This window comes from Variovorax sp. J31P179 (genome assembly GCF_030316985.1).
In the GTDB taxonomy this organism is placed as follows: Bacteria; Pseudomonadota; Gammaproteobacteria; order Burkholderiales; family Burkholderiaceae_C; genus Variovorax; species Variovorax ginsengisoli_B.
Genome location: NZ_JASZYL010000014.1, coordinates 68,429 through 93,627, shown reverse-complemented (window position 1 = coordinate 93,627; position 25,199 = coordinate 68,429). Strand labels below are relative to the sequence as shown.

The 25,199-nt window shown below is 67.7% G+C and carries 29 protein-coding genes; 3 read left to right on the top strand and 26 right to left on the bottom strand.

Annotated features, from left to right (window positions below):
• Positions 1-4 precede the first annotated feature (4 nt).
• From nagZ to QTI17_RS28110, 22 genes are all read right to left on the bottom strand, one after another.
• A complete protein-coding gene (nagZ, locus tag QTI17_RS28215) occupies positions 5-1,072 on the bottom strand; it encodes a beta-N-acetylhexosaminidase (protein WP_286536971.1) in 1,068 nt (355 codons plus the stop codon).
• Entirely contained in the window at positions 1,069-1,464 is a 396-nt protein-coding gene (acpS, locus tag QTI17_RS28210) for a holo-ACP synthase (RefSeq protein ID WP_286536970.1), read from the bottom strand. Before acpS ends, nagZ begins: the two co-directional genes overlap by 4 nt.
• 19 nt (positions 1,465-1,483) lie before the next feature.
• Complete coding sequence (locus QTI17_RS28205) at positions 1,484-2,227, bottom strand: pyridoxine 5'-phosphate synthase (RefSeq protein ID WP_436411540.1); 744 nt, start codon at positions 2,225-2,227, stop codon at positions 1,484-1,486.
• Positions 2,228-2,235: 8 nt separating this feature from the next.
• Positions 2,236-2,994, bottom strand: coding sequence for a DNA repair protein RecO (gene recO, locus QTI17_RS28200; RefSeq protein WP_286536968.1), 759 nt, complete (start codon positions 2,992-2,994; stop codon positions 2,236-2,238).
• Positions 2,995-3,948 carry a GTPase Era gene (gene era / locus QTI17_RS28195; protein ID WP_286536967.1) on the bottom strand — a complete coding sequence of 318 codons (954 nt, stop codon included), beginning with the start codon at positions 3,946-3,948 and terminating at the stop codon, positions 2,995-2,997.
• Positions 3,945-4,643 (bottom strand): ribonuclease III, encoded by a 699-nt coding sequence (gene rnc / locus QTI17_RS28190; protein WP_286510148.1) that lies wholly within the window; start codon positions 4,641-4,643, stop codon positions 3,945-3,947. Before rnc ends, era begins: the two co-directional genes overlap by 4 nt.
• Before the next feature lie 13 nt (positions 4,644-4,656).
• Positions 4,657-5,013, bottom strand: a complete 357-nt coding sequence (locus QTI17_RS28185) for a DUF4845 domain-containing protein (protein WP_286526853.1) — start codon at positions 5,011-5,013, stop codon at positions 4,657-4,659.
• Positions 5,014-5,044: 31 nt separating this feature from the next.
• Positions 5,045-6,016, bottom strand: coding sequence for a signal peptidase I (lepB, locus tag QTI17_RS28180; RefSeq protein WP_286536966.1), 972 nt, complete (start codon positions 6,014-6,016; stop codon positions 5,045-5,047).
• Positions 6,017-6,018: 2 nt separating this feature from the next.
• Entirely contained in the window at positions 6,019-7,830 is a 1,812-nt protein-coding gene (gene lepA, locus QTI17_RS28175; RefSeq protein ID WP_286526855.1) for a translation elongation factor 4, read from the bottom strand.
• A 522-nt stretch (positions 7,831-8,352) separates the two neighbouring features.
• Positions 8,353-9,831, bottom strand: coding sequence for a DegQ family serine endoprotease (locus QTI17_RS28170; RefSeq protein ID WP_286536965.1), 1,479 nt, complete (start codon positions 9,829-9,831; stop codon positions 8,353-8,355).
• 44 nt (positions 9,832-9,875) lie between these two features.
• Positions 9,876-10,934, bottom strand: a complete 1,059-nt coding sequence (locus tag QTI17_RS28165) for a MucB/RseB C-terminal domain-containing protein (RefSeq protein WP_286536964.1) — start codon at positions 10,932-10,934, stop codon at positions 9,876-9,878.
• 23 nt (positions 10,935-10,957) lie between these two features.
• Positions 10,958-11,599, bottom strand: coding sequence for a sigma-E factor negative regulatory protein (locus tag QTI17_RS28160; RefSeq protein WP_286536963.1), 642 nt, complete (start codon positions 11,597-11,599; stop codon positions 10,958-10,960).
• 13 nt (positions 11,600-11,612) lie between these two features.
• Complete coding sequence (gene rpoE, locus QTI17_RS28155; RefSeq protein WP_286526860.1) at positions 11,613-12,287, bottom strand: RNA polymerase sigma factor RpoE; 675 nt, start codon at positions 12,285-12,287, stop codon at positions 11,613-11,615.
• A complete protein-coding gene (locus QTI17_RS28150; RefSeq protein WP_286536962.1) occupies positions 12,284-12,748 on the bottom strand; it encodes a hypothetical protein in 465 nt (154 codons plus the stop codon). Before QTI17_RS28150 ends, rpoE begins: the two co-directional genes overlap by 4 nt.
• Before the next feature lie 13 nt (positions 12,749-12,761).
• The gene (fabF, locus tag QTI17_RS28145; protein WP_286536961.1) at positions 12,762-14,006 is read right to left on the bottom strand and encodes a beta-ketoacyl-ACP synthase II; all 1,245 of its coding nucleotides are present in this window, start codon (positions 14,004-14,006) and stop codon (positions 12,762-12,764) included.
• A 93-nt stretch (positions 14,007-14,099) separates the two neighbouring features.
• Complete coding sequence (gene acpP, locus QTI17_RS28140; protein WP_007830471.1) at positions 14,100-14,339, bottom strand: acyl carrier protein; 240 nt, start codon at positions 14,337-14,339, stop codon at positions 14,100-14,102.
• Between the two features lie 100 nt (positions 14,340-14,439).
• Positions 14,440-15,183 (bottom strand): 3-oxoacyl-ACP reductase FabG, encoded by a 744-nt coding sequence (gene fabG, locus QTI17_RS28135; RefSeq protein WP_286536960.1) that lies wholly within the window; start codon positions 15,181-15,183, stop codon positions 14,440-14,442.
• 22 nt (positions 15,184-15,205) lie between these two features.
• Positions 15,206-16,159 carry an ACP S-malonyltransferase gene (fabD, locus tag QTI17_RS28130; protein WP_286536959.1) on the bottom strand — a complete coding sequence of 318 codons (954 nt, stop codon included), beginning with the start codon at positions 16,157-16,159 and terminating at the stop codon, positions 15,206-15,208.
• Positions 16,160-16,212: 53 nt separating this feature from the next.
• Positions 16,213-17,190, bottom strand: a complete 978-nt coding sequence (locus tag QTI17_RS28125) for a beta-ketoacyl-ACP synthase III (RefSeq protein WP_286536958.1) — start codon at positions 17,188-17,190, stop codon at positions 16,213-16,215.
• Positions 17,190-18,242, bottom strand: a complete 1,053-nt coding sequence (gene plsX, locus QTI17_RS28120) for a phosphate acyltransferase PlsX (protein WP_286536957.1) — start codon at positions 18,240-18,242, stop codon at positions 17,190-17,192. The genes QTI17_RS28125 and plsX overlap by 1 nt, the downstream gene beginning before the upstream one ends.
• 96 nt (positions 18,243-18,338) lie before the next feature.
• Positions 18,339-18,521, bottom strand: coding sequence for a 50S ribosomal protein L32 (rpmF, locus tag QTI17_RS28115; RefSeq protein WP_028248601.1), 183 nt, complete (start codon positions 18,519-18,521; stop codon positions 18,339-18,341).
• Positions 18,522-18,672: 151 nt separating this feature from the next.
• Positions 18,673-19,227 (bottom strand): YceD family protein, encoded by a 555-nt coding sequence (locus QTI17_RS28110; RefSeq protein ID WP_286536956.1) that lies wholly within the window; start codon positions 19,225-19,227, stop codon positions 18,673-18,675.
• 37 nt (positions 19,228-19,264) lie between these two features.
• Between QTI17_RS28110 and QTI17_RS28105 the strand changes: the two genes are divergently transcribed.
• From QTI17_RS28105 to QTI17_RS28095, 3 genes are read left to right on the top strand one after another with little or no spacing between them, the layout of a single operon-like run.
• On the top strand, positions 19,265-19,846 hold the full coding sequence (locus QTI17_RS28105; RefSeq protein ID WP_286536955.1) for a Maf family protein: 582 nt from the start codon (positions 19,265-19,267) through the stop codon (positions 19,844-19,846).
• Positions 19,843-20,610: an SAM-dependent methyltransferase gene (locus tag QTI17_RS28100; protein WP_286536954.1), complete on the top strand. Its 768-nt coding sequence runs from the start codon at positions 19,843-19,845 to the stop codon at positions 20,608-20,610. The genes QTI17_RS28105 and QTI17_RS28100 overlap by 4 nt, the downstream gene beginning before the upstream one ends.
• Positions 20,611-20,623: 13 nt before the next feature.
• A complete protein-coding gene (locus tag QTI17_RS28095; RefSeq protein WP_286536953.1) occupies positions 20,624-21,760 on the top strand; it encodes an MFS transporter in 1,137 nt (378 codons plus the stop codon).
• 12 nt (positions 21,761-21,772) lie between these two features.
• Here the strand turns inward: QTI17_RS28095 and QTI17_RS28090 are convergent, their stop codons facing one another.
• From QTI17_RS28090 to QTI17_RS28075, 4 genes are read right to left on the bottom strand one after another with little or no spacing between them, the layout of a single operon-like run.
• Positions 21,773-22,813: a S49 family peptidase gene (locus QTI17_RS28090; protein WP_286536952.1), complete on the bottom strand. Its 1,041-nt coding sequence runs from the start codon at positions 22,811-22,813 to the stop codon at positions 21,773-21,775.
• Between the two features lies 1 nt (position 22,814).
• The gene (locus QTI17_RS28085) at positions 22,815-23,177 is read right to left on the bottom strand and encodes a Rieske (2Fe-2S) protein (RefSeq protein WP_286526873.1); all 363 of its coding nucleotides are present in this window, start codon (positions 23,175-23,177) and stop codon (positions 22,815-22,817) included.
• Positions 23,178-23,184: 7 nt separating this feature from the next.
• Positions 23,185-23,853, bottom strand: coding sequence for an HAD-IA family hydrolase (locus QTI17_RS28080; RefSeq protein WP_286536951.1), 669 nt, complete (start codon positions 23,851-23,853; stop codon positions 23,185-23,187).
• Positions 23,846-24,895 carry an RluA family pseudouridine synthase gene (locus tag QTI17_RS28075; RefSeq protein ID WP_286536950.1) on the bottom strand — a complete coding sequence of 350 codons (1,050 nt, stop codon included), beginning with the start codon at positions 24,893-24,895 and terminating at the stop codon, positions 23,846-23,848. The genes QTI17_RS28080 and QTI17_RS28075 overlap by 8 nt, the downstream gene beginning before the upstream one ends.
• Positions 24,896-25,199: the final 304 nt, after the last annotated feature.

The window sequence follows — 25,199 nt, the reverse complement described above, 5'->3', positions numbered from 1 at the left end:
AGGCTCAGGGCAGCAAGCCCACGGCCTGGAGGTAGTCGGAAGAGGCCTGGAGCCCTGCCCAGTCGAACGCCGGGCCGCGCGGCAGCAGGCCGCGGCGACGCCGCTCGCTGGCCGGGTCCGGCCGCCAGCGCCCGCCGTGCCGGGCCGCGGCCATGCCGTCGAGCAGCGCGTCGAGCGCCGCCCCCTCCCCCACGCTCTGGTTGCACAGCAGCGCCAGGTCGCAGCCGGCGTCGAGCGCGGCCAGCGCCGCGTCGGTGTAGCTCAAGACCTGGCCGTCGATCCGACGCGCCGCCTCCATGCTGAGGTCGTCGCTGAACACGGCGCCGTCGAAGCCGAGCTTGCCGCGCAGCACCTGCTGCAGCCATTTCGCCGAGAAACCAGCCGGACGGGCATCGACCTTCGGATAGATCACATGCGCCGGCATCACGGCCGCGAGCGTGCCCTGGAGCCATTCGTAGGGCCGCGCGTCGTCCGCGAGGATCGCCTTGAGGCTGCGCCGGTCGACCGGAATCGCGACATGCGAATCGGCCTTGACGAAGCCGTGTCCCGGAAAGTGCTTGCCGCAATTCGCCATGCCGGCCTGCAGCAGCCCGTGCATCAGGCTGCGCGCCAGCAGCGCCACCACGCGCGGATCGCGATGGAAGCTGCGGTCGCCGATCACGCTGCTCTCGCCGTAGTCCAGGTCGAGCACCGGCGCAAAACTGAAATCGACCCCGCAGGCCCGCAGCTCGCCCCCCAGCACCCGGCCGCAGGCGACGGCCGCCTGCGTCGCGCGCAGCGGGTCGCGCATCCAGAGCTCGCCCAGCGTGCGCATCGGCGGCAGGCGCGTGAAGCCGTCGGTTCGGAAGCGTTGGACCCGCCCGCCTTCATGGTCGACACAGACCAGCATGTCGGGTCGGATCGCCTTGATCTCGGCATTGAGCGCCGTCATCTGTGCCCGGTCGTTCCAATTGCGGGCGAAATGGATCACGCCCCCCACCAGGGGATCGGCCAGCCGGCGGCGGTCGGCCGCGGTCAGTTCGGTCCCCGCCACATCGATGATCAGGGGCGCATGCAAGGTCTTGTCGGTCATTCTTTGCGTTCGACCACGACGAAGCTCGCCGCATAGTCGGTTTCGTCGGTCACGGTCACATGGGCGGTCAGGCCCTGGGCCTCGAACCAGTCCTTGAGGCCGCCGTGCAGCACGATCACGGGCTTGCCGCTCTTCTCGTTGAGGATTTCGCACAGCCGCCAGCTCATCGGCATCCGCATGCCCATGCCGACCGCCTTGCTGAAGGCCTCCTTGGCCGAAAAGCGGGTCGCCAGGTAGCGCAGACCGCGCTTCGGCCAGCGCGCGCTGCGGGCCTGCCAGATCGCGAACTCGGCCTCGCCGAGCACCTTGTGGGCGAAGCGCTCGCCCTGGCGCTCGAAGGTGGCGGCAATGCGCCGGATGTCGCAGATGTCGGTGCCGATGCCGTAGATCACGCCAGCGTCGTCTTTCTGTCTATCGCGCTTCTTCGATCCGGCGCAGGTACTCGCGGGTCGCCGCGGCGTAGCCCAGTTCGAGCGCATCGGAAACGAAGGCATGGCCGATCGAGACTTCGCGCACGCCCGGCACCGCGCGCAGGAATTCGCTCAGGTTGTCGCGGCTCAGGTCGTGGCCGGCATTGACTTCGAGCCCGGCCGCCTGCGCGGCGCGCGCCGCCTCCACGTAGAGCTGCAGCACCTGGCTCGCCTTGGAGGTGTCGCGCGAGGCGGCGTAGCCCTCGGTGTAGAGCTCGACGCGATCGGCGCCGACCGCCTTGGCGGCCGCCATCATCTCGGGCGCCGGGTCCATGAACAGGCTCACGCGCACGCCCAGCGCCCGGGTCTCGGCGATCAGCGGGCGCAGCCGCTCGGCGTCCTCGGGGAAGCTCCAGCCATGGTCGCTGGTGGCCTGGGTCTGGCTGTCCGGGACGAAGGTCGCCTGGTGCGGACGCAGCTCGCGCACGAACTCCATCAGGTTGTGGAACGGATTGCCCTCGATGTTGAACTCCGCCGCCGGCCAGTCCTTCTTGAGCAGCCCCGCCAGGTCGCGCACGTCCTGTGGCCGGATGTGGCGCTCGTCGGGGCGCGGGTGGACGGTGATCCCGTGCGCGCCAGCGTCCAGGCACAGTGCGGCCGCGAACAGCACGCTGGGGATGCCGAGCGGGCGCGTGTTGCGCACCAGCGCGACCTTGTTGAGGTTGACGGACAGGGCTGTGGACATAGGAGTGCTCATAGGGCTTGCAGATCCCGCATCATCTGCCGCGTGTGCAGCGTTGCGACGCCGCAATGGTAGTTGAGCAGCACCCGCAATTGGGTACGCAGCGCACCGTTGATGCCGGCGCAGACGCGCAAGGTCGAGGCGAAAGGCGCCCGATCGTCCAGCGCCGCCTGCAGGGCCTCCCATTCGGCGGCCCGCAGCGCCGGCTCGGCATCGTCTGCCTGGCGCAGCCCGGCCTCGGGCACCAGCGCATAGCGCGCCGACGGCGCCAGCGGCGTCAGGGTGGCGGTCTGGGCGTCCAGCGACGGCAGCAGCCCGACCGCGCGCAGCAGCAGCAGCTCGAAGGCCCGCAGCCCGGCCGCCTGGGTCGCCGACTGCGCCGACCCATGGTCGCTCGCCAGCACCTGGACCACCGCCGCGTAGGCGTCGAACAGCAGCTCGTGCGGATCGTCGCGGGCCAGCAGCCGCATCAGCAGTTCGTTGACGTAGTAGCCCGACAGCAGCGACTCGCCGGTCGGCATCACGTGGCCGCCCATCCATTCGGCCGCCTTGAGCGTCCGGATCTCGGCCTCGCCGGTGAAATTGAGCTGCAGCGGCTGCAGCGGCAGCAGCACCGGCCGGAAGTTGGAGCTCGGCCGCTTGGCCCCCTTGGCAACCAGCGCGATCCGCCCCAGGTGACGCGTGAAGACCTCGAGGATCAGGCTGGTCTCGCTCCAGTCGTAGCGGTGGAGCACATAGGCCGGTTCATGCGAGACGCGCTTGACGGCCACTCACTCGTATCCGAAGGAGCGGACCCGTGCTTCGTCGTCGGCCCAGCCCGAGCGCACCTTGACCCAGAGCTCGAGGAACACCTTGGCGTCGGCCAGCTTCTCGAGCTCGACGCGCGTTTCCATGCCGATGCGCTTGATGCGCTCGCCCTTGTCGCCGATGACCATCGCCTTGTGGCCGTCGCGCTCGACCACGATCGTGGCGGCGATGCGCAGCAGCCGCTTCTGGCCCTTCTTCTGGGGCGGTTCTTCCTCGAACTTGTCGATAACGACGGTCGAGGTGTAGGGCAGTTCGTCGCCGGTCAGGCGGAACAGCTTCTCGCGCACCAACTCCCCGGCCAGGAATTTCTCGCTCCGGTCGGTGAGTTCGTCCTCGGCATAGAACCAGTCCTGCTCGGGCAAGTACTTTTCGCAGATGCCGAACAGGCGCTCGACATCCTTCGCGTTCTTGGCCGACATCGGCACGAATTCGGCGAACTCGTGCTTCTGCTGCATGGTCTGCAGCCAGGGGGCGATGTCGCCGCGGCGGTGCACGTTGTCGAGCTTGTTGGCCAGCAGCACGGTCGGGATGCCCTTGCCGAGCAGCTTGAGCACGCGCTCGTCGGCCGGCGTGAAACTGCCGGCCTCGACCACGAACAGGATCAGGTCGACATCGCCCACCGCGCCCTGCACGGTCTTGTTGAGCGACTTGTTGAGCGCATTGGCGTGCAGGGTCTGGAAGCCCGGCGTGTCGACGAAGACGAACTGGGTCGCACCCAGCGTGCGCATGCCGGTGATGCGGTGCCGGGTGGTCTGTGCCTTGCGCGAGGTGATGCTGATCTTCTGCCCGACCAGGGCGTTGAGCAAGGTCGACTTGCCCACGTTGGGCTTGCCGACGATCGCCACCAGGCCACAGCGGCGGGCGCCCTCCGCACCGTCGCCGGCCGGGGGGAGGATGGATTCGTTCACTTCGTTCATGGGGTTGCCTTCGCGCCTCGCGCCTTGAGCCGGATCAACATGGCCGCCGCGGCGGCCTGCTCGCCGGCGCGGCGCGAGCCGCCGATGCCGCGTTCGCGCAGGCCCAGGTCGGGCACCTCGCATTCGACATCGAAAGTCTGCTTGTGTGCCGCCCCCAGCGTTCCGACGACGCGGTAGGCGGGCAGCTTCATTTTGTGACCCTGCAGCCATTCCTGCAATTCGGTCTTGGGGTCCTTGGAGGCCGCCTCCATGCGCGGGCTGATCGCCACCGACTCGTAGAGCCGGTGCACCAGCGCCTGCGCCGCCGCGTAGCCGGCATCGAGGTAGACGGCACCGATCACCGCCTCCAGCGCATCGGCCAGGATCGACGGCCGGTTCTGGCCGCCCGAGCGCGATTCGCCCTCGCCCAGCCGCAGCAAGGGCGACAGCGCCAGCTTGAGCGCCAGCTGGTGCAGCGTGTCCTGCTTGACCAGGTTGGCGCGGACCCGCGACAGGTCGCCCTCCGGCAGGGTCGCCAGCCGCGCGTAGAGCAGGTGCGACACCGCCAGGTTCAGCACCGAGTCGCCGAGAAACTCCAGCCGCTCGTTGTGGTCGGCCGAAAAACTGCGGTGCGTCAGCGCCTGCTGCAGCAGCCGTGCATCGGCGAAGGAATGCTGGAGGCGCGCCTGCAGCGCGACGAGGCCGCCGTCGGTCACGGGGAAAAAGACGTCAACGCGATTGGCCCCGGTACTTCAGGAGCAGGTAGGCCGGGCCGAACAGATGGATCTCGCGGTCGTAGGCGAACGACACCACCACCTTGTCGCCGTCCTTCTTGATGTCGAGGTCCTTGCCGCTGACCGACTGGAAGTCGTCGATGGCCTGGGCCCGATCGAAGATGGCCCGCACTTCGGGCACGGTCGAGCCCGCCGTGGCCTTGCCGGCGGCCTTGGTGATCGCCTGGTATTCGATCAGCGTCGGAATCACCTGCGCCACCACCACGCCGACGCACGCCAGCACGATCGCGACGAAAAGCAACCCGATGAACGAGATGCCGCGCTGTTTTTGTCCTGTCTGCCTTGCTCTCATGCCCTCTACCCCTCCATCAAGAACCGGATGCTTATTGGAATGTGCCGATGCGCTTGAGATTGCCGAAGTTCATCCACACCAGGAAGGCCTTGCCCACGATGTTCTGGTCCGGAACGAAACCCCAGTAGCGCGAATCGAGCGAGTTGTCGCGGTTGTCGCCCATCATGAAATAGTGACCCGGCGGCACTTTGCACACAACGCCCTCGACACTGTAACGACAATTTTCCTGGTTCGGGAACGGCATGATCTCGGCTTCGGACAGCCCCGCGCGGCGGTTGTCGTCGTTGAGCAGACGATGCTCCTTGCCGCCCAGATCCTCGTTGTACTGCTTGAGGTAGCGCATCGTCTCCTCGTCGAAATACTCCGGGATCGCGACCTTGGGGACCGGCTGGCCGTTGATCGTGAGCTTCTTGTTGAGGTAGGACACCTCGTCGCCCGGCACGCCGACCACCCGCTTGATGTAGTCCATGCTCGGCTTGGGCGGATAGCGGAACACCATGACCTCGCCGCGTTCCGGCGCCCGGCCCTCGGTGATCTTGGTGTTGATGACCGGCAGCCGCAGCCCGTAGACGAACTTGTTGACCAGGATCAGGTCGCCGGTCAGCAAGGTCGGCATCATCGAGCCCGACGGGATCTTGAAGGGCTCGAACAAAAAGGAGCGCAGCAGGAACACGGCCAGGATCACCGGGAACAGGCCGGCGGTCCAGTCCAGCCACCAGGGCTGCATGACCAGCCGCTCGCGTGCCTTGGTGTCGACCGTATCGACCTGCGTGATGCCCTGGCGGGCCAGTTCTTCGCGCCGCTGGGCCAGCGAGGCGTCGAGCGCGTCGGCCGCGCGCCGGCGCTTCGGCAGGAAATAGAAGCGTTCGGCCAGCCAGTAGAGGCCGGTGACCACCGTGGCCAGGAACAGCAGCAGCGCGAAGTTGCCTTCGACCGCGCCGAAATACCAGGCGCCGATGTAGCCGACGAAAGCGGCGAGGATCAGGGAAGTGAGGAATGCCATCTTTAGTCTTCGACTTGCAGGATGGCGAGGAAGGCCTCTTGCGGGACCTCGACCGAGCCGATCTGCTTCATTCTTTTTTTGCCCGCCTTCTGCTTCTCGAGCAGCTTCTTCTTGCGGGTGATGTCGCCGCCGTAGCACTTGGCGAGCACGTTCTTGCGCAGGGCCTTGATTGTCTCACGCGCGATGATGTTGACCCCGATCGCGGCCTGGATCGCGACGTCGAACATCTGGCGCGAGATGATCTCGCGCATCTTGGAGACCACCGCCCGGCCGCGGTACTGGCTCTGGCTGCGGTGGACGATGATCGACAGCGCATCGACCTTTTCGCCATTCAGCAGGATGTCGACCTTGACCACGTCCGAGGCCCGGTACTCCTTGAACTCGTAGTCCATCGAGGCATAGCCGCGGCTGACCGACTTCAGCTTGTCGAAGAAGTCGAGCACGATCTCGCCGAGCGGCATCTCGTAGGTCAGCATGACCTGGCGGCCGTGGTAGGCCATGTTCATCTGCACGCCGCGCTTCTGGTTGGCCAGCGTCATCACGACGCCGACGTATTCCTGCGGCATGTAGAGATGCACCGTCACGATCGGCTCCCGGATCTCGGCCATCTTGCCGACGTCGGGCATCTTCGACGGGTTCTCCACCATGATGACTTCGCCGTCGTTCTTCATGACCTGGTAGATCACGCTCGGCGCGGTCGTGATCAGGTCCTGGTCGAACTCGCGCTCGAGGCGCTCCTGCACGATCTCCATGTGCAGCAGGCCCAGGAAGCCGCAGCGGAAGCCGAAGCCCAGCGCCTGGCTCACCTCGGGCTCGTAGCGCAGCGACGAATCGTTGAGCTTGAGCTTCTCGAGCGCGTCGCGCAGCGAGTCGTACTCGCTGGCCTCGGTCGGGTAGAGGCCGGCGAACACCTGCGGCTGGATCTCCTTGAAGCCGGGCAGCGCCTCGGTCGCGGTGGCCGCGGCGCCGCCGGTGCCGGGCTTGATCAAGGTCACGGTGTCGCCGACCTTGGCCGCCTGCAATTCCTTGATGCCGGCGATGATGTAGCCGACCTCGCCGGCCTCGAGCGTGGCGCGCGGCTCGTTGGCGGGCGTGAAGACGCCGATGTTGTCGGCGTTGTACATCGCGCCCGAGGCCATCATCTTGATGCGCTCGCCCTTGACCAGCCGGCCGTCGACCACGCGCACCAGCATCACCACGCCGACATAGGGATCGAACCAGCTGTCGATGATCATCGCGCGCAGCGGGCCGTCGGGATTGCCGCGCGGCGCCGGCATCCGCGCGACCACGGCCTCGAGGATTTCCTCGATGCCCATGCCGGTCTTCGCGGAGCACGGGATCGCGTCGGTCGCATCGATGCCGATCACGTCCTCGATTTCGGTGCGCGCGTTGTCGGGGTCCGCGTTGGGCAGGTCCATCTTGTTGAGCACCGGCACCACCTCGACGCCGAGGTCGAGCGCGGTGTAGCAGTTGGCTACCGTCTGCGCTTCGACGCCCTGGCTCGCATCGACGACGAGCAACGCGCCTTCGCATGCCGACAGCGAGCGACTGACTTCATACGAGAAGTCGACATGGCCCGGCGTGTCGATCAGATTGAGGTTGTAGACCTGCCCGTCCTTGGCCTTGTAGTGCAGTGCGGCGGTCTGTGCCTTGATGGTTATCCCACGCTCTTTCTCGATGTCCATCGAGTCGAGCACCTGCGCTTCCATCTCGCGTTCGGCGAGACCGCCACAACGTTGAATCAAGCGATCGGCAAGCGTCGACTTGCCGTGATCGATGTGCGCAATGATCGAAAAATTTCTGATGTGATTCATCAACGGGAACGCTTAAGTACTTGAATTGGCTCGGGCGCAGAAGGCGTCAGGCAAGAAAAAAGGGCGCGTCCCCTAGAGACGCGCCCTGAACCAACAAGCAATGGCAACTGCAGTAGTTGGAACTTCATTGTAGGCAAAAAGGGGGGCGCGTACAGCCGGGCCAAAGCCCGGGAGGGGTCGTTGCAGGTCAGCAACATGCCACTTATTAACAACTTATCAACAGGGTCGGTGGAGCAATCGCTTAACAACTTGTGGGCGAACTGTGGAGCGCCGGTGGACGGGCTGCGGGAATCTCGCATCGTGAAGCACCTCGGACTGCTTATGCGACGAGCGGCGATCAGAGGGGCCCTATTCTACCGAAATTCATCGTTAGACACCTTTTAAGTTAGTGGACACCAACCAAAATACGTCGTTCGGCCTGTCAAAAAAATTTCTTGAAGCCTGCGGTGGGCACGCGACACTGGCCGAAAAATGACCCCAAACCCGACTGCCGGGTGGGGCCACTTGACGCCCATCGTGCGATCAGCGGGCCGGCCGGAGGAGCGCGTACTGCGCCCAGTCGCCCCGGCGGAACAGCAGGCTGACCGGCTTGCTCTTGTCCGCCCTGGCCAGGGCGGCGTCGAATTCCTTCAGGTTCGCCACCTCGGTGTTGCTCACCGCCAGCACCACGTCGCCTTCGCGCAGGCCGGCGCGCGCGGCCGCATCGGTGGCGGAATCGATCCGCACGCCACCCTTGAGCTTGAGTTCCTTCTTCTGCGCATCGGTGAGGTCGCTCAGCGCCAACCCCATCGACTTGGCGGCCGCGGAGGCCGAGGGCTTGGCCGCCGGCTCGTCGCGATCGGCCGCCACCTTGGTCGGCTTGTCGGGCTCGATCTCGGCGATGGTCACGTTGATGTCGCGCGAGCTGCCGCGGCGGAACACCGTGATCGAGCTCTTGGTGCCGGGCTTGGTGTTGCCCACCAGGCGCGGCAGATCGCTCGGCTTCTCGATCGACTTGCCGTCGAACTTGGTGATGATGTCGCCCGGCTCGATGCCGGCCTTCTCGCCCGGCGAACCGGCCTCGACGCCGCGCACCAGCGCGCCCTGCGCCTTGCCCAGGCCGATCGATTCGGCCACGTCCTTGGTGACCTGGTCGATCTGCACGCCGATGCGCCCGCGCGACACGCGGCCCGAGGCACGGAGCTGGTCAGCGACGCGGCTCGCCTCGTCGATCGGGATCGAGAACGAGATGCCCATGAAGCCGCCCGAACGCGAGTAGATCTGGCTGTTGATGCCCACCACCTCGCCGCGCATGTTGATCAGCGGACCGCCCGAATTGCCGGGGTTGATGGCGACGTCGGTCTGGATGAAGGGCAGGTAGTCGCCGGTGTCGCGCTGCTTGGCGCTCACGATGCCGGCGGTGACGGTGTTCTCGAGGCCGAAGGGCGAGCCGATCGCCATGACCCACTCGCCCACGCGCAGCTTCGACACGTCGCCGACCTTGACCGCCGGCAATCCGGTGGCGTCGATCTTGACGACCGCGACGTCGGTGCGCTTGTCGGCGCCGACGAGCCGGGCCTTGAACTCGCGCTTGTCCGGCAACGTGACCAGCACCTCGGAGGCGCCGTCGACCACGTGCGCGTTGGTCATCACGTAACCGTCGGACGACAGGATGAAGCCCGAGCCGACGCCGCGCGGCCGCTCCTCGTCGGGCGCCTGCGGCCGATTCGGGCGCGGCCCCTGGCGCGGGACACCGGGCATCGGCTGGCCGAAGAAACGGCGGAAGAACTCCTGCATTTCCTCGTCGGGCTCCCCGCTGGCGCCGCCCTGTGCGACCTTCTCGATGGTGCGGATGTTGACCACGGACGGGCCCACCTGGTCCACCAGGTCGGTGAAATCAGGCAGCGCGCGCGCCTGCGCATGGACAGGGGTCGCTGGCAGCAGCGCGGTGGTCGAAGCGAGCGCGAGCGCGCAGGCCATCAGGGTCGAACGGAAGGTGTTCGCCTCGATCTTGAGCATCATCGGTTTCTTTCGTTGAAGAGAGACAAAAACTGCCAGGGACGCGCTTAGCGGGCGCGGACCAGGTTTTGCGCGAACGCATCCAAAGTCTGCGGGGGTACTTCGCCGACCGCGGTCAGCCACCAGTCGCCGTCCTTGCCGGTCAGGCGACGGGTGAGCGTGTAGGTGGCGCCGAGCGCGAGCAGCACTTCCTCGGGCTTGCGCTGCGCATCGTAAGGCTCGATGAACAGCGACACGGTGGCCAGGCCATCCGTGAAGGTCCATTGCATGGTATGGCCCAGCCCGTCGCCGCCCATCGGACGCCGGAAAGAACTGACCGGCCGGAAGCCGGCGACCGGCTTGCCGAGCGCCCAGCCCTCGCGCTCGGCCGTGGTGCGCTCGAGTTCGGACTTCTCGACCCGGTAGCCGGCCGTGCTGCCCATCATCTGCGCCAGCGCGTGGACCTTGACCGGCGCATCGAGCTGGAGTTCGGAGAACGCCGACTGCTCGATCACCTTGTTGTCGCGGTCGAGGGTCTGCAGCTTGACCACCAGGCCCGAGCGCCGCTCGCTCCAGACCCGGTAGCCGAAGCGCAAGCCGTCGCGCGGCTCGATCTGGACCACGTCGGCGTCGAATCCGGCGACCCGGTCCTTGCCGATCGCGCGCACGCCGTACGAGTCGGCGATCGACGAATCGGGCGCGCCCGACAGGCTGGGGAAGATCTCCAGGTTCTCGCGCTTCTCGCGCTTGACGACCTTCGAGTCGGGCAGGAAGGTGACGACCTGGTCGTTGCGCCGGAAGGTCGAGCGCGGCGGCCCCGACAGGGCCTCGATGCGCTCCATCTGGAGATCGCCCTCGCAGACATGCCAGATGCGCGCGCTCGACAGGTTGCCGGCCGGCGCCGACACCACGAAGGTGCCGACATAACTGCGCTGCCGGGCGGCCGCATGCATGCGCTCGAGCCACTCGACGACCCCCATGGCAGGCAGGTCGCCGCCGGCGGCGGCGGGCGGGCTTTTCGCGGCGGCCGGGGCAGGACGGCTCTGGGCGAGCGACACCTGCGCCATGCACAACGCCGCCACCAGAACCAGGAATCCGCGTGCGGAGATCGGCATCGAATGAGTCATTGCAGAAGCTGATGGCGCTGGCGTCAGCGCGACGGCCGGTCGAAGGTGGCGTTGCGCAGGAAGCCAGAAGGCATTTGCGAGGCGCCTCCGGCTTGCTGGTGGGCTTCGAGCAGTTGGTCGAGACGCGGATCGCGCAGCATGACCTGCGGATTGCCGTTGCCGATCATGACCCGGCTCGCCGCGAGGCTCGGCGCAGCCGCCTTCGTCGCCTCGGCCGTGGCGACCACGGCCGGTGCAGCCTGCTGCAGCGCCAATTGAGCGCCGGCCGCACGGGAATCCGCAACGCCGACCCAGTTCCAGCCGATCGCTGCCGCCGCGGCCAGCGAGGCGGCGCCGGCCACCAGCTTCCAGCGGAACACCGGCTCGTTGGCCGCTTCGACCCTGAGGCGCGCCGGCGGGGGCTCGGCCGCCACAGGCGCCCGCAACGGCACCGGGGGCTCGGTCGCCAGGCGGCTCTGGAATCGGGACAGGAAGGCCGACGTGTCGCTGCAGGCGGCATGGCCACCCGAGCGCAGGACGTCGCCCACCAGGTGATAGGTCTGCCAGGTCGCCCGCAGTTCGGGGTCGTCACCCAGCCTGCCCACCACGTCGGCAAATTCGCCGTCGCGCAAATGGCCGTCGACGAGCGCGGAAACCTGCTCTTGGACTGTCTTTGTTTGGTTCATCTCATTCACCTGCTTACCAGCGCTTGCCCGACTGGTTGTCCAGCAAGGGCTTGACCCGGGTCGAAATAGCCTCGCGGGCGCGGAAAATCCGCGACCGCACCGTGCCGATCGGACAATTCATGACCTCGGCGATCTCTTCGTAACTCATGCCCTCGATCTCGCGCAGCGTCACCGCCTGCCGCAGTTCGGCCGGCAGCGCTTCCATCGCCGCCTCGACGGCTGCCGCGATTTCATTGGCCGCCAGCACGGTTTCGGGGGTCTCGTCGCTGATTGGTTCGTTTCCGGGCCGGTAAGTTTCATCGTCGTCGTCAGAAGACGATCGCAGGGCGCTTTCGGAGATGGTCGGATCGCGCTTCATGTCGACCAGCGCCTTCTTCGCCGTGTTGACCGCGATCCGGTAGAGCCAGGTATAGAACTGGGCGTCGCCGCGAAACTGGTGCAGCGCGCGGTAGGCACGGATGAAGGTCTCCTGGGCGATATCCTCGACCAGGTTGACGTCGCGCACCATGCGGCCGATCAGCCGTTCGATCCGCCGCTGGTACTTGATGACCAGCAGCTCGAAGGCCTTCTGGTCGCCCGCGACGGTGCGCTGAACCAGCTGGAAATCGACCTCGCCCGGGCTTTGCGCCCCGGCGGGCGCATCGGTCGGACCGGTGCCGGGCGGCACGGGAGGCGGGGACACTGTCATACGCGGGGATGATGCACCGGCGCCGGGCTCGCGTCGGCCGGTGCCACGCGTGCATGGAGGGCGCGCCGCAGATCCAGCCAGCGCTCGGGCAAGGCCTGGCGGTCGACCCAGACCCAGCGCCGCGACCGCGCAGGCGCTTCCAGGCGCACCAGCAGCAAGGATTGCAGGTCGAGGGTCACGCTGGCGCGGGCCGAGCGCAGCGGGACGCCGCCCGACATCGACCAGTGCCGGCCATCGAAAGCCAGTTCGCCCGGCGCCGAGCTCTGCAGCAGGCCGGTCCAGGCGGCCGCGCCGGCCACGACGGCGCTGAGCGCCAGCATCGCCTGGCGCCAGTCGAAACCGTCGGCCTGCAGGGACGCGAGCGTGGCGCTGGCGACACCGAGCGCCCAGAGCGAGACCAGAAGGCGTCGCGCATAGCGCGAACGCCCCACCGGATAGTTCACCGACGGGGCGCTGTGCATGGGTTGGAAAGTATCAAACGCGCTTGAACACCAGCGTGCCGTTGGTGCCGCCGAAACCGAAGTTGTTCTTGACCGCGACGTCGATCTTCATGTCGCGCGCCTCGTTGGCGCAGTAGTCGAGATCGCACTCCGGATCCTGATGGAAGATGTTGATCGTCGGCGGGCTCTTCTGGTGATGCAGCGCGAGGATCGTGAACACCGACTCGATGCCGCCGGCACCGCCCAGCAGGTGGCCGGTCATCGACTTGGTCGAGTTCACGACCAGCTTGCGGGCGTGATCGCCGAAGGCGTTCTTGATCGCGTTGGTCTCGTTCAGGTCGCCCAGCGGCGTCGACGTGCCGTGCGCATTGACGTACTGCACCTCGTCGGCATTGACGCCCGCATTGGCCAGCGCCATCTGCATCGAGCGGCGCGGGCCGTCGACGTTGGGCGCCGTCATGTGGAAGGCATCGCCGCTCATGCCGAAGCCGGAGACCTCGGCGTAGATCTTGGCGCCGCGCGCCTTGGCCCGTTCGTACTCCTCGAGCACGACCACGCCGGCACCCTCGCCGAGCACGAAGCCGTCGCGGTCCTTGTCCCAGGGCCGCGAGGCGGTCTTGGGGTCGTCGTTGCGCGTCGACACGGCGCGAGCGGCGCAGAAGCCGCCCAGGCCCAGCGGCGAGACGGTCGATTCGGCGCCGCCGGCGATCATCACGTCGGCGTCGCCGTATTCGATCATGCGGGCCGAAGTGCCGATCGCATGCAGGCCGGTGGTACAGGCCGTCACCACCGCGATGTTCGGGCCCTTGAATCCATACTTGATGGAAACATGGCCCGAGATCATGTTGATGATCGACGCCGGCACGAAGAACGGCGACACGCGGCGCGGGCCGCGGTTGACCAGTTCGGCGTGCGTGTCCTCGATCAGCGGCAGGCCGCCGATCCCGGAGCCGATGTTGCAGCCGATGCGCACCGCATCTTCTTCGGTCAGCGCGTCGCCGGTGGGCAAACCGCTGTCCTGCACCGCCTGGATGGCGGCGGCGAGCCCGAGATGGATGAAGCGGTCCATGTGGCGCGCTTCTTTCTCGGGGATGTAGTCCTTGATGTCGAAACCCTTGACCTCCCCTGCGAACCTGCAGGAGAAGGCGCTCACATCGAACTTGGTGATGGTGTCGATGCCCGAATTCCCGGCCAACAGGTTGGCCCAGGACTCGGCGACGGAATTTCCGACAGGAGCGAGGCAACCGAGTCCGGTCACGACGACGCGGCGTTTGGTCATGCCGGCATACCTTTCTGGAAGCTGAGGCCGCTGGCCGGTGCGCGCAGGCGTTGAAACCGCGGACCGGGGCGACGGCGACTCAGCGCGGCCGTGTCAGGCCTTTTGATTCTTGGTGGCGTAGTCGACGGCATTCTGGACCGTCGTGATCTTTTCGGCGTCTTCGTCGGGGATCTCGATGCCGAATTCGTCTTCGAGCGCCATCACGAGTTCGACCGTGTCGAGCGAGTCCGCGCCGAGGTCGGCCACGAAAGCCTTCTCGTTGGTGACCTGGGACTCTTCAACGCCGAGTTGTTCGGCAATGATTTTCTTGACACGTGCTTCGATATCGCTCATTTGGTTCCCTCTGAGGGTTGTAGGTAATCGGTTGATTTTAGCCGGCCGCATTGTGGCATTTGCCGCACGGCCGTGGGTGAAAGCGCTTGCGTTCCTGGGGCTACATGTGCATGCCGCCGTTCACGTGCAGTTCCTGCCCCGTGACATAGGCGGCCTGCGGCGACGCCAGGTAGGCGACCGCGTGGGCGATATCGGCGGGTTTGCCGAGATGACCGAGGGGGATCTGGGCCAGCAGCGCCTGCTGCTGCGCCTCGGGCAGGCTGGCCGTCATGTCGGTCTCGATGAAGCCCGGCGCCACGCAGTTGACGGTGATGCTGCGGCTGCCGAGCTCGCGCGCCAGCGCTCGCGTCATGCCCGCCACGCCGGCCTTCGCCGCCGCATAGTTGGCCTGGCCCGCATTGCCGGAGGCGCCCACCACGCTGGTGATGCTGATGATGCGGCCGTAGCGCTGCTTCATCATCGGGCGGATCACGGCGCGCGACAGCCGGAAGACGGCTTTCAGGTTGGTGTCGAGCACCGCGTCCCAGTCGGCGTCCTTGAGGCGCATGGCGAGCGTGTCGCGCGTGATGCCGGCGTTGTTGACCAGCACATGGACCGCGCCGTACACCTTGACGATCTCGTCGACCAGGGCATCGACCGCGGCGCCGTCGTTGACATCCAGCACGCAGCCCCGGCCGTCATGGGCCGCGAGCGCGGCCGTGATCTTGGCGGCGCCCTCCGCGGAGGTGCCGGTGCCGATGACCTTCACGCCGCGCTGGGCGAGTTCGAGCGCGATGGCGGCGCCGATGCCGCGGGTGGCACCCGTGACCAGGGCGACCTGGCCTTCGAATTTGGGAATACTCATGACTGAACCTGTGGGATGGCGCTCAAGCGCCGAGCAGTTGCCTGGTTTCGGCGAGCGTCGCCGGATCGTAGAGCGAGGCCGCGGCCACGGCCGGCGCGATCCGCTTGGCCATGCCGGTCAGCACCTTGCCCGGGCCGCACTCGACGATGGCCTCGACCCCGCGCGCTTCCAGGGCCTGCACGGTCTCGACCCAGCGCACCGGACCCGCCGCCTGGCGGACCAGGGCGGCGCGGATGCGCTCGGGATCGGTCTCGACCGCGACATCGATGTTGTTGACGACCGGAATCCGGGGCGCCGCCAGCTGGACCGAGGCCAGCCGCTCGCGCAGCGCCTCGGCCGCCGGCTTCATCAGGCTCGAATGGAAAGGCGCGGAGACCGGCAGCGGCAGCGCCCGCTTGGCCCCGTTGGCCTTCAGCACTTCGCAGGCCTTGTCGACCGCCGCCTTGCTGCCCGCGATCACGGTCTGCATCGGGTCGTTGAAGTTCACCGCTTCCACCACCTCGGCGCTGTCGGGCCCGAACGAGGCCGTGACCTCGGCGCAACCGGCCAGCACCTTGGCGGCGTCCATGCCCAGCACGGCGGCCATCGCGCCGACGCCGACCGGCACCGCCTGCTGCATCGCCTGGGCCCGGAAGCGCACCAGCGGCGCCGCCTGCGCCAGCGTCAGGGCACCCGAGGCGACCAGGGCCGAATATTCGCCCAGCGAATGGCCGGCGACCACCGACGGCTCGGCGCCGCCTTCGGCGCGCCAGGCGCGCCAGGCGGCGATCGCGGCGACCAGCATCACGGGCTGGGTGTTGGTGGTCAGGGCCAGGGCTTCCTTGGGGCCTTCGTGGATCAGGCGAGCGATGTCTTCATCGAGCGCATCGGAGGCTTCGCGCAGCGTTTCGGCCACGGCCGGGTGGTCGCCCCAGGCGTCGAGCATGCCGACCGCCTGCGAACCCTGACCCGGAAAGACGAATGCAAAGGACTTCATGATGTTGTGTCTCCTGGACGCCGCGGCCCGCCGGGGGCCACGCGCTCCATTGCTTAATAGGTCAGCAGCACCGCACCCCAGGTGAAGCCGCCGCCGACGCCTTCGAGCATCAGCGTGTCACCCTTCCTGACCTTGCCCGAGCGCACCGCGGCATCGAGCGCGAGCGGTATCGAGGCGGCCGAGGTGTTGCCGTGCTCGTCGACCGTCACGATCAGCTTGTCGCGCGCCAGCTTCAGCTTCTTGGCCGTGCCTTCCATGATGCGGATGTTGGCCTGGTGCGGAATCAGCCAGTCGATGTCGGCCTCGGTCTTGCCGGCCTTGGTCAGCGTGGCGCGGGCCGCTTCCTCGAGCACGCGCACCGCCAGCTTGAAGACGGCCTGCCCATCCATGTGCAGAAGCGGCTTGCCCAGCACCTCGCCGCCCGCCACATGGCCGGGCACACAGAGGATGCCGACGTGCTTGCCATCGGCATGCAGGTCGCTCGCCAGGATGCCCGGCTCGTTGCTGGCTTCGAGAATCACGGCACCAGCGCCATCGCCGAACAGCACGCAGGTCGTGCGATCGTTGAAATCGAGGATGCGCGAGAACACTTCGGCACCAACCACCAGCGCGCACTTCGCGCTGCCGGTGCGGATCATCGCGTCGGCCACCGTCAGCGCGTAGACGAAGCCGCTGCACACCGCCTGGACGTCGAAGGCGGCGCAGCCCGCGATGCCGAGCTTGTGCTGGAGGATCGCCGCCGACGACGGGAACACCATGTCGGGAGTGGAAGTGGCGACGATGATCAGGTCGATGTCGGCGGCGCTGCGGCCGGCGGCCTCGAGCGCGTGCTTCGCGGCTTCCAGGCCGAGGTCGCTGCTGGACACGTCGGGGGATGCGAAATGGCGAGCGCGAATGCCGGTGCGCTCGATGATCCACTGGTCGGAGGTCTCGATGCCGCGGGCGCCGAGTTCCTGGGCCAGGTCGTCATTGGTCACGCGGCGGGGCGGCAGGAAGCTGCCGGTGCCTGTGATGCGGGAAAAAGGGGTCATCAGACGTGGAGCGCCGGCGTGTCGGCCGGCGCCGCCGAGTCTTGCCGTGCGAGCAGTGGCGCGGCGTGGGCGATGCGGGCCCGCACACGGTCGAGCAGGTTGTTGCGAGCGGCATCATAAGCGCGATCGAGGGCGTGGCCGAAGGCCACTTCGTCCGCGGAGCCATGGCTCTTGAAGACAAGGCCGCGCAGGCCCAGCAACGCGGCGCCGTTGTAACGCCGATGGTCAAGCCGCTTTTTGAGCGCTTTTAATACCGGATAAGAAACGATCGCAGCAAATTTGCTGAAGATGCCGCTGGAGTATTCGATTCGCAGGAAGTCCACGATCATCGAAGCCACGCCCTCGGTGGCCTTCAAGGTCACATTGCCAACGAAACCGTCGCACACCACGATGTCGGTCGTGCCCTTGAAGATGTCGTTGCCCTCGACGTTGCCGTAGAAGTTCAAATCTTGCGAATTGGCCGCTTTTCGAAGCAGTTGGCTCGCTTTTTTGATGGTTTCGCTGCCTTTGATGGCTTCTTCACCGACATTGAGCAGGCCGACGCTAGGCGATTCGTTGCCCGTCAGCGCCGACACCAGCGCCGAGCCCAGCACCGCGAACTGCAGGAGATCCTCGGCGTCGCAATCGACATTGGCGCCGAGGTCGAGCACCGTGGTCGCGCCACCCTTGCTGTTGGGCAGCTGCGGGGCGATGGCCGGCCGGTCGATGCCGTCGAGCGTCTTGAGCAGATAGCGTGCGATCGCCATCAATGCGCCCGTGTTGCCGGCAGAAACCGCAGCTTGCGCCGCGCCGTCCTTGACTTGCTGGATCGCGACCCGCATCGAGGAGTCTTTTTTCTTGCGCAGCGCGACCTCGATCGGGTCGTCCATGCCGACCACTTCGCTGGCCCCGATGACCGTGGCACGAGGATGCGAGAAGCCCGCCAGGGCAGCCGGCGCGCCGACCAGCAGCAGCGACGCCTCGGCGTGGCGCTCGAGAAACGCCCGGCAGGCCGCAAGCGTAACGCGCGGCCCATGGTCTCCGCCCATGCAATCAACGGCAATCGTGATCACGGGCGGCACTGGAGCGGATGCTAAGGACGTAGCCATCAAAACAAAGGCCCGACGCTACAGGAAAAGTAGCCTCGGGCCATGGCCTGGGAGCAAGAATCAGGCTTCGGACTTGGTCTTGAGGACCTTGCGGCCACGGTAGAAACCGTTCGGGCTGATGTGGTGGCGCAGATGCGTCTCGCCAGTGGTCGGCTCGACGGCGATGCCGGGCACGCCCAGCGCGTTGTGCGAGCGGTGCATGCCGCGCTTCGACGGCGACTTCTTGTTTTGCTGGACGGCCATGATGGCTCCTGGAAATGTTGGGTGGGTTGGCGGTGTGCGCGCAAACTCATACTAATACTGATACTACTGATGCATCAGACGGCGCGCGCGAAGCCCATGATTATAGCCCATCGATGGCGTCAAGGCCAGTACCCGGGCCACCAGCGTGCGCTCAGCCCTTGTCGGACTTGTCCGAACGCAGGGCGCCGAGCACGGCGAACGGGTTGGGCCGGGCCGCTTCGGCGCCGTCGAAGTCCGGGTCGGCGGCCGACAGGCGGGTCGGCTGCGGACACACCTCGTGCCGCGGCGTGACGGGGATTTCCATCAGCAGTTCGTCCTCGATCAGCGCATGGAGGTCGAAATCGCGGCTGGCGACCAGCACATCCTCGTCGGCCACCTCGTCCTCGGCCGCCGCGGTGGCCTCGTCGGGCGCGAACCGGAACCAGCGATCGACCTTCAACGCGAGTTCGACCGGCGCCAGGCAGCGCTGGCAGATCAGGGGCGCGCTCGCCTGGGCGTCGAGGTGCAGCCACGGCACCGGGGCGCCGTCGGCGCCGCTGCGCGACTGCCCGGTCGCGACCCAGCGGACCGTGGCGTCGGCGGAAGGGTCGGCGAGTTCGGCGCTCAGGCGCTCGAAGCCCGACACGGGGTCGTTGCCGGACAGGGTCGCGGCTGCGTCGGCAAAACCGTTGACGTCGAGCCGGCCGGGGACAAATTCTTTGCTCATCGACGCCAGTCTAAACCGCTCACGCACAATCGGGACCATGCAACGCCAAGTGATCCTTGCCTCGACCTCCCGCTACCGGCGCGAACTGCTGACGCGCCTGCGGCTGCCCTTCGACGTCCAGGCGCCGGAAGTGGACGAAACCCCGCTGCCGGGCGAAGCGCCGCGCGCGCTGGCCGAGCGGCTGGCGCTCGAGAAGGCGAATGCGGTCGCCCGCCACTTTCCGCAGGCCGTCGTGATCGGCTCCGACCAGGTCGCCGACCTCGCGGGCGAGCCCCTGGGCAAGCCCGGCGACCACGCCCGCGCCACCGAACAGCTGCGGCGCATGCGCGGCCAGACCCTCATCTTCCAGACCGCAGTCGCCGTGGTCTGTCACGCCAGCGGCTTCGCCGAGCGCGACCTGGCGCCGGTCCGGGTGGTCTTTCGCGATCTGGAAGACGCCGCGATCGAGCGCTACCTGCGCGCCGAGGAGCCCTACGACTGTGCCGGCAGCGCCAAGAGCGAGGGCCTTGGCATCGCGCTGCTGGAGGCGATCGACAGCGACGACCCGACCGCGCTGGTCGGCCTGCCGCTGATCCGCACCGCGCGCATGCTGCGCGCCGCCGGAGTCGACCTGCTGTGAGCACCCCGGCCCTGGGAAAGCTCTACCTGGTGCCGGCGCCGCTCGATTTCGGCTGCGACGAACAGGCACCGCTCGAAGACGCGCTGCCGCGCGGCACGCTGGCGACGGCCGCCGGCATCACCCACTGGATCTGCGAGAACGCCAAGTCGGCGCGCGCCTACCTCAAGCGCATCGATGCCGTCTGCCCGCTTGCGGCACCATTGCAGGCGCAGCAGATCACGGAGTTGCCACGCGAAGTCCACAAGAAGGGCGATCATGCGGGCCAGTTCGACGCCCGGCCCCTGCTCGCGCCCGCCCTCGCCGGCCACGATGTCGGACTGCTCAGCGAGGCCGGCATGCCGGCGGTGGCCGATCCCGGCTCGTCGGTGGCCCGGGCTGCGCACGAGCTCGGCATCGTCGTGATTCCGCTCACAGGACCGGTCTCCCTGCTGCTCGCCCTGGCGGCCAGCGGCCTCAACGGCCAGAACTTCGCCTTCGTCGGCTACCTCCCGCAGGAAGCCGACGCGCGCACCCAGCGGATCCGCGAACTCGAATCGCTCGCGCTGCGAACCGGCCAGACCCAGCTCTTCATCGAGACACCCTACCGCAACGCCGCCCTGCTGCAGGCGCTGACCCAGACGCTGCAGCACAACACCCGGCTGGCCGTGGCACGCGGACTGACGCTCGCCTCCAGCAGCGTGCGCAGCGACACGGTGAAGGGATGGCGCGCCAAGCCGACGGCGGCCGACGCCCGCGCGCCGGCGGTGTTCGCGATCGGCCGCTGAGGCCCGCTCGCAGATGGAAATTTCCAACCGCATGCGCTGGGCTGCGCGGGCGCAATTCTTCTGTTCGGGCTTCGTCTTCGCGACCTGGGGCGTGCACATCCCGACCGTGAAGGCCCACTACGGCGTCGACGAGGCGGAACTCGGCCTGGCGATGCTGGCCGCCGGCGTCGGCGCCCTGGTCGGCCTGACCCAGGCCAGCCGCTGGATCGGCCGCGCGGGCGCCCGCCGAACCGCCGCCGTCTGCGGCGCGACCTACGCCCTGCTGCTCGCCGGCCTGCTGGCGATGCCGACCTTCACCGCCCTGCTCGGGCTGCTGGCGGTGTTCGGCATCGTCACCAGCGTGTTCGACGTCGCGATCAACGCCGAAGCCGCACAGCTGGAGCTTCGCTGCGGCCAGCCGCTGATGAGCGGGATGCACGGCATGTTCAGCCTGGGCGGCATGGTCGGCGCCGTGACCGGCGGCGCCGCGCTCGCGGCCGGCCTGCGCCCCCAGTTCCACCTGCTGCTCGTGTCCGGCGCAATGGCCTTGACCGTCGTCGTGGCGGCCCGCTCGATGCTCCCGCGCGAGGCCACGGCCTCTGCCAGCGCCGATCACGGTTTCCGGCTGCCGCGCGGCGCGCTGGCGCTGCTGGGCCTGCTGGCGGCACTGGGACTGATCGCCGAGGGTGCGATCTACGACTGGAGCGTGCTCTACCTGCAGCAGGAACTCGGCAGCCCGCAGCAGCAGGCGGCGCTGGCCTACGCCAGCTTCTCGGCGGCGATGGCGCTGGCCCGATTCGGTGGCGATGCGCTTCGCGCCCGCTTCGCGCCGCCGGTGCTGCTGCGCGCCAGCGCATTGCTGGCCGCGGGGTCGATGGCCCTGGTGCTGCTGACCGACCGGCCCTGGCTCGCACTGGTCGGCTTCGCCGGGGTCGGCGTGGGCTTCGCCAACGTGGTGCCGATCCTGTTCGCGGCTTCGGCGCGGGTCCCGGGCGTGGAGCCCACCCGCGGCATCGCGGGCGTGTCGGCGCTGGCCTATCTCGGCTTCATGGCGGGCCCGCCGGTGATCGGCTTCCTGGCCCAGGTCAGTTCACTGACCCACGCGCTCTATCTGGTGGTGGCCTTCGCCACGGCGCTGGCCCTTTCGGCGCGCCACGCAGATCCGACCTGACCGGCGGCCGGCTCAGCGCAGGGCCGGCGCCGCGTGCAGGGCCCGGACCGACGCATCCGCCAGCGCCGCGCCGAACTTCTTGGCCAATTTCTCGGCGACGTTGTCGCGGCGCGTGTAGTCGATCACTTCCTCGGCCTTGATGACGTCGCGGGCGACGAAGTCGACATTGCCGAGCTGATCGGCGAGGCCCAGTTCGATCGACTGCTGGCCGCTCCAGAACAGGCCGCTGAAGAGCCCCGGCGTGTCGGTCTTGAGCCGATCGCCGCGGCCGCTCTTGACCACCTCTATGAACTGGTTGTGGATCTGGTCGAGCATCTGCTGCGCGTGCGCCTTCTGGGCGTCGTTCATCGGGCTGAACGGGTCCATGAAGCCCTTGTTTTCGCCCGCCGTGAGCAGCCGGCGCTCGACGCCCACCTTGTCCATCAGGCCGGTGAAGCCGAAGCCGTCCATCAGCACGCCGATGCTGCCCACGATGCTGGCCTTGTCGACGAAGATCTTGTCGGTCGCGGCGGCGATGTAGTAGGCCGCCGAGGCGCAGGTTTCCTCTACCACCGCATAGACCGGCTTGTTGTACTTGGCGCGCATCCGCTTGATCTCGTCGTTGATGATGCCGGCCTGCACAGGGCTGCCGCCTGGTGAATTGATCAGCAGGACGACGCCCTTTGCGCCGTCGTCCTCGAAGGCCGTCTTCATCGCAGCGACCACGAATTCGGCGCTGGCATCGGCACCGGCGGCGATCTCGCCCTTGATCTCGATCACCGCGGTGTGCGGCGTGGCCTTGGCGGATGCGGGCGTGCCGCGCGACATCGCGAACCAGAGCAGGAAGACGAAGAACGCAAGCCAGCTCAGCCGGACAAAAGTCTTCCAGCGGCGGGTGGCGCGCTGCTCGCGCAGCGCGGCAAAAGCCAGCTTCTCGAGCGTCGCGCGCTCCCAGCCCGGCGATGAGGTCGGATCGTTCTTTGCCATGGTTCTCGTGCCGTCTGCGGAAAGTGGGGGCGCCGTGCGCTCGAAGGGCTCGAAACCCTCGGGCTCCGTGCGGTTGGAATCGGTCATGTCAGAAGGCTGCTTGAAGGTTCCAGGCAGTATGCCAGTGCACCACGCCGTCCCGCTCGCTCAGTGCGATCTTCACGAGGCCGCCGCGGCAGGGCCCGCCGGCGCATTCACCGGTGTCCGGCTTGTACACCGCGCCATGGGTCGCGCACAGCAGCCACTGGCCCGAGTCGTCGAAGAAGCGGTCGGGCTGGAAGTCCATTTCCATCGCCACGTGGCTGCAGCGGTTCAGGTAGGCATGCGGCGCGCCTTCGAAGCGCACCGCGAAGGCCCGGCAGGTCTCGCCGCCGTGCACGACGTCGAAGGGCACCGCCCGGCCGCCCTCGACCAGATCGGCCGAGTTGCACAGGGGAATCGGCTCGCTCATGGCAGCCTCAGGCGTTCGCGGCCAACCATTGCGAGAGCCCGGCGACCGAGTGCGCCACGTGCAGCGGCGCCAGGGCGTCGAAGCTGTCCGGTGCATGGGCGCCGTAGCTGACGCCGACACCGGCGCATCCGGCATTGATCGCCAGTTGCAGATCGTGCGTGGTGTCGCCGATCATGAGCGTGCGGTCGGCCGGGGTTTCCAGCTCCTCCATCAGTTCGAGCAGCATGCGCGGGTGCGGCTTGCCGAAGGTCTCGTCGGCGGTGCGGGAGGCGTCGAAGCGATCGCGCAGCGCGACGGTGGACAGGGCTTCGTCCAGCCCGCGGCGCGACTTGCCGGTGGCGACCGCCAGCTTGTGGCCGCGCGCACGAAGGGCATCAAGCATCTCCAGCACGCCGTCGAACAGCACCAGGTCGTCCTGGTGCTGCAGGAAGTGGAAGCGGTAGCGGTGGCCCAGTTCGGCGTATTTCTCCTTCGGCACGTCCGGCGCGGCGCGAGCCAGCGCCTCGGCCAGGCCGAGGCCGATCACCCAAGCGGCGTCGCTCTCGCTCGGCCTGGCGCCGCCGACGTCGACCACGGCGGCCTGGATGCAGCGGGCGATCAGCCGCGTGGAGTCGTACAGGGTGCCGTCCCAGTCGAAGGCGATCAGGTCGAAGCGGCGGGGTCGGGTGTCAGTCATGGGCTTGGACGAAAGGATGGGTGGCGAGTGCATCGAGCGCGGCGGGCGGCATCAGTGCATGCAGTTCGGGCGGCAGGTCGGCTTGCAGCGCGACCCGCTCGGCGCTCGCGGGATGGGTGAACTGGAGCCGCCACGCATGAAGGAACATGCGCTTGAGGCCCAGCTTCTGCAAGGCCCGGTTGCGCTCGAAGACGCCGTATTTGTCATCGCCGGCGATCGGATGCCCGGCCGAGGCCAGATGGACGCGGATCTGGTGGGTGCGGCCGGTCTTGATGGTCACGGCCAGCAAGGAGAAGCCGGCGGCATCGCCGGCGAGCGGGAAACGGGCGAGCACCCTGACCAGCGTGACCGCGCGCATCGCGTCCGGGTGGTCCTTGGCAACCACCCGGACCCGCCGTTCCCCCTCGGCGGCGCCCGCGGCCGTCGGCAGCAGGTACTTGGCCAGCGGCGCGTCGAGCACCTTCTTGTTGGCCGGCCAGGCACCTTCGACCAGCGCCAGGTAGGTCTTGCCGGTCTCGCGCTCGCGGAACTGGTCCTGCAGCGCGGTCAGGGCGCTGCGCTTCTTGGCCACCAGCAGGATGCCGGAAGTCTCGCGGTCCAGCCGGTGCACCAGTTCGAGGAAGCGCGCCGCCGGCCGGGCCCGCCGCAGCTGCTCGATCACACCGAAGCTGACGCCGCTGCCGCCGTGCACCGCGACCCCGGCCGGCTTGTCGATCGCCAGCAGCGACTCGTCCTCGAGCAGCAGCGGGAATTCGCGCGCCGGCGCCGCCGGCGTGGCGCCCTCCTCCGCGCGCGCCGACACCCGCACCGGCGGCAGCCGCAGTACGTCGCCCGCGGCCAGCCGCGACTCGGCCTGGGCACGTCCCTTGTTGATGCGCACCTCGCCGGATCGGATGATCCGGTAGACGTGGGTCTTGGGCACGCCCTTGAGATGGCGGAACAGGTAGTTGTCCAGCCTTTGGCCGGCGGAATCCTCGTCGACCGTCAGAAAGCGAACTTCTGCCGCCGCGGGGGCCGGCTTCGCACCTATAATGTTTTTCACCAGCGCGGTCTTGTAAGTGCTTGATTAATCAGAAGTTTAGAGCACTGCAGGGAGCGCTGTGAGGTCGATGCCGCTTTGGGGCAGCGTCCGCAGGCCACGCGCAAGAGCGCAAGGCGGCGGGCCCTGTCCCCGAGTCAAGCCGACGCCCACGAAACACCGATACGGAATACCCAGCCGGCAGGCCCCAATCTGCCGGCGGATCGAAGCGAGTCCCTTGTGTTGATGCTGCTGATTCAACTGATCCTGCGCTGGCAAAAGCCGGCAGCGTCAGCCATTGAATCTCCGCCAGCGCGCGCCACCCCTG

Excerpts from the sequence above, each read along its gene's own strand:
- nagZ (WP_286536971.1), bottom strand. The coding sequence starts at position 1,072 with ATGACCGACAAGACCTTGCATGCGCCCCTGATCATCGATGTGGCGGGG.
- QTI17_RS28105 (WP_286536955.1), top strand. The coding sequence starts at position 19,265 with ATGCAACGCCAAGTGATCCTTGCCTCGACCTCCCGCTACCGGCGCGAA.
- fabD (WP_286536959.1), bottom strand. The coding sequence starts at position 16,159 with ATGAAGTCCTTTGCATTCGTCTTTCCGGGTCAGGGTTCGCAGGCGGTC.
- fabG (WP_286536960.1), bottom strand. The coding sequence starts at position 15,183 with ATGAGTATTCCCAAATTCGAAGGCCAGGTCGCCCTGGTCACGGGTGCC.
- QTI17_RS28170 (WP_286536965.1), bottom strand. The coding sequence starts at position 9,831 with ATGATGCTCAAGATCGAGGCGAACACCTTCCGTTCGACCCTGATGGCC.
- QTI17_RS28150 (WP_286536962.1), bottom strand. The coding sequence starts at position 12,748 with ATGCACAGCGCCCCGTCGGTGAACTATCCGGTGGGGCGTTCGCGCTAT.
- fabF (WP_286536961.1), bottom strand. The coding sequence starts at position 14,006 with ATGACCAAACGCCGCGTCGTCGTGACCGGACTCGGTTGCCTCGCTCCT.
- QTI17_RS28125 (WP_286536958.1), bottom strand. The coding sequence starts at position 17,190 with ATGACCCCTTTTTCCCGCATCACAGGCACCGGCAGCTTCCTGCCGCCC.
- QTI17_RS28095 (WP_286536953.1), top strand. The coding sequence starts at position 20,624 with ATGGAAATTTCCAACCGCATGCGCTGGGCTGCGCGGGCGCAATTCTTC.
- QTI17_RS28165 (WP_286536964.1), bottom strand. The coding sequence starts at position 10,934 with ATGACTCATTCGATGCCGATCTCCGCACGCGGATTCCTGGTTCTGGTG.
- QTI17_RS28205 (WP_436411540.1), bottom strand. The coding sequence starts at position 2,227 with ATGTCCACAGCCCTGTCCGTCAACCTCAACAAGGTCGCGCTGGTGCGC.
- QTI17_RS28085 (WP_286526873.1), bottom strand. The coding sequence starts at position 23,177 with ATGAGCGAGCCGATTCCCCTGTGCAACTCGGCCGATCTGGTCGAGGGC.
- QTI17_RS28080 (WP_286536951.1), bottom strand. The coding sequence starts at position 23,853 with ATGACTGACACCCGACCCCGCCGCTTCGACCTGATCGCCTTCGACTGG.
- lepB (WP_286536966.1), bottom strand. The coding sequence starts at position 6,016 with ATGGCATTCCTCACTTCCCTGATCCTCGCCGCTTTCGTCGGCTACATC.
- QTI17_RS28110 (WP_286536956.1), bottom strand. The coding sequence starts at position 19,227 with ATGAGCAAAGAATTTGTCCCCGGCCGGCTCGACGTCAACGGTTTTGCC.
- QTI17_RS28090 (WP_286536952.1), bottom strand. The coding sequence starts at position 22,813 with ATGACCGATTCCAACCGCACGGAGCCCGAGGGTTTCGAGCCCTTCGAG.
- acpP (WP_007830471.1), bottom strand. The coding sequence starts at position 14,339 with ATGAGCGATATCGAAGCACGTGTCAAGAAAATCATTGCCGAACAACTC.
- rpmF (WP_028248601.1), bottom strand. The coding sequence starts at position 18,521 with ATGGCCGTCCAGCAAAACAAGAAGTCGCCGTCGAAGCGCGGCATGCAC.
- QTI17_RS28185 (WP_286526853.1), bottom strand. The coding sequence starts at position 5,013 with ATGAGAGCAAGGCAGACAGGACAAAAACAGCGCGGCATCTCGTTCATC.
- rpoE (WP_286526860.1), bottom strand. The coding sequence starts at position 12,287 with ATGACAGTGTCCCCGCCTCCCGTGCCGCCCGGCACCGGTCCGACCGAT.
- lepA (WP_286526855.1), bottom strand. The coding sequence starts at position 7,830 with ATGAATCACATCAGAAATTTTTCGATCATTGCGCACATCGATCACGGC.
- era (WP_286536967.1), bottom strand. The coding sequence starts at position 3,948 with ATGAACGAAGTGAACGAATCCATCCTCCCCCCGGCCGGCGACGGTGCG.
- QTI17_RS28160 (WP_286536963.1), bottom strand. The coding sequence starts at position 11,599 with ATGAACCAAACAAAGACAGTCCAAGAGCAGGTTTCCGCGCTCGTCGAC.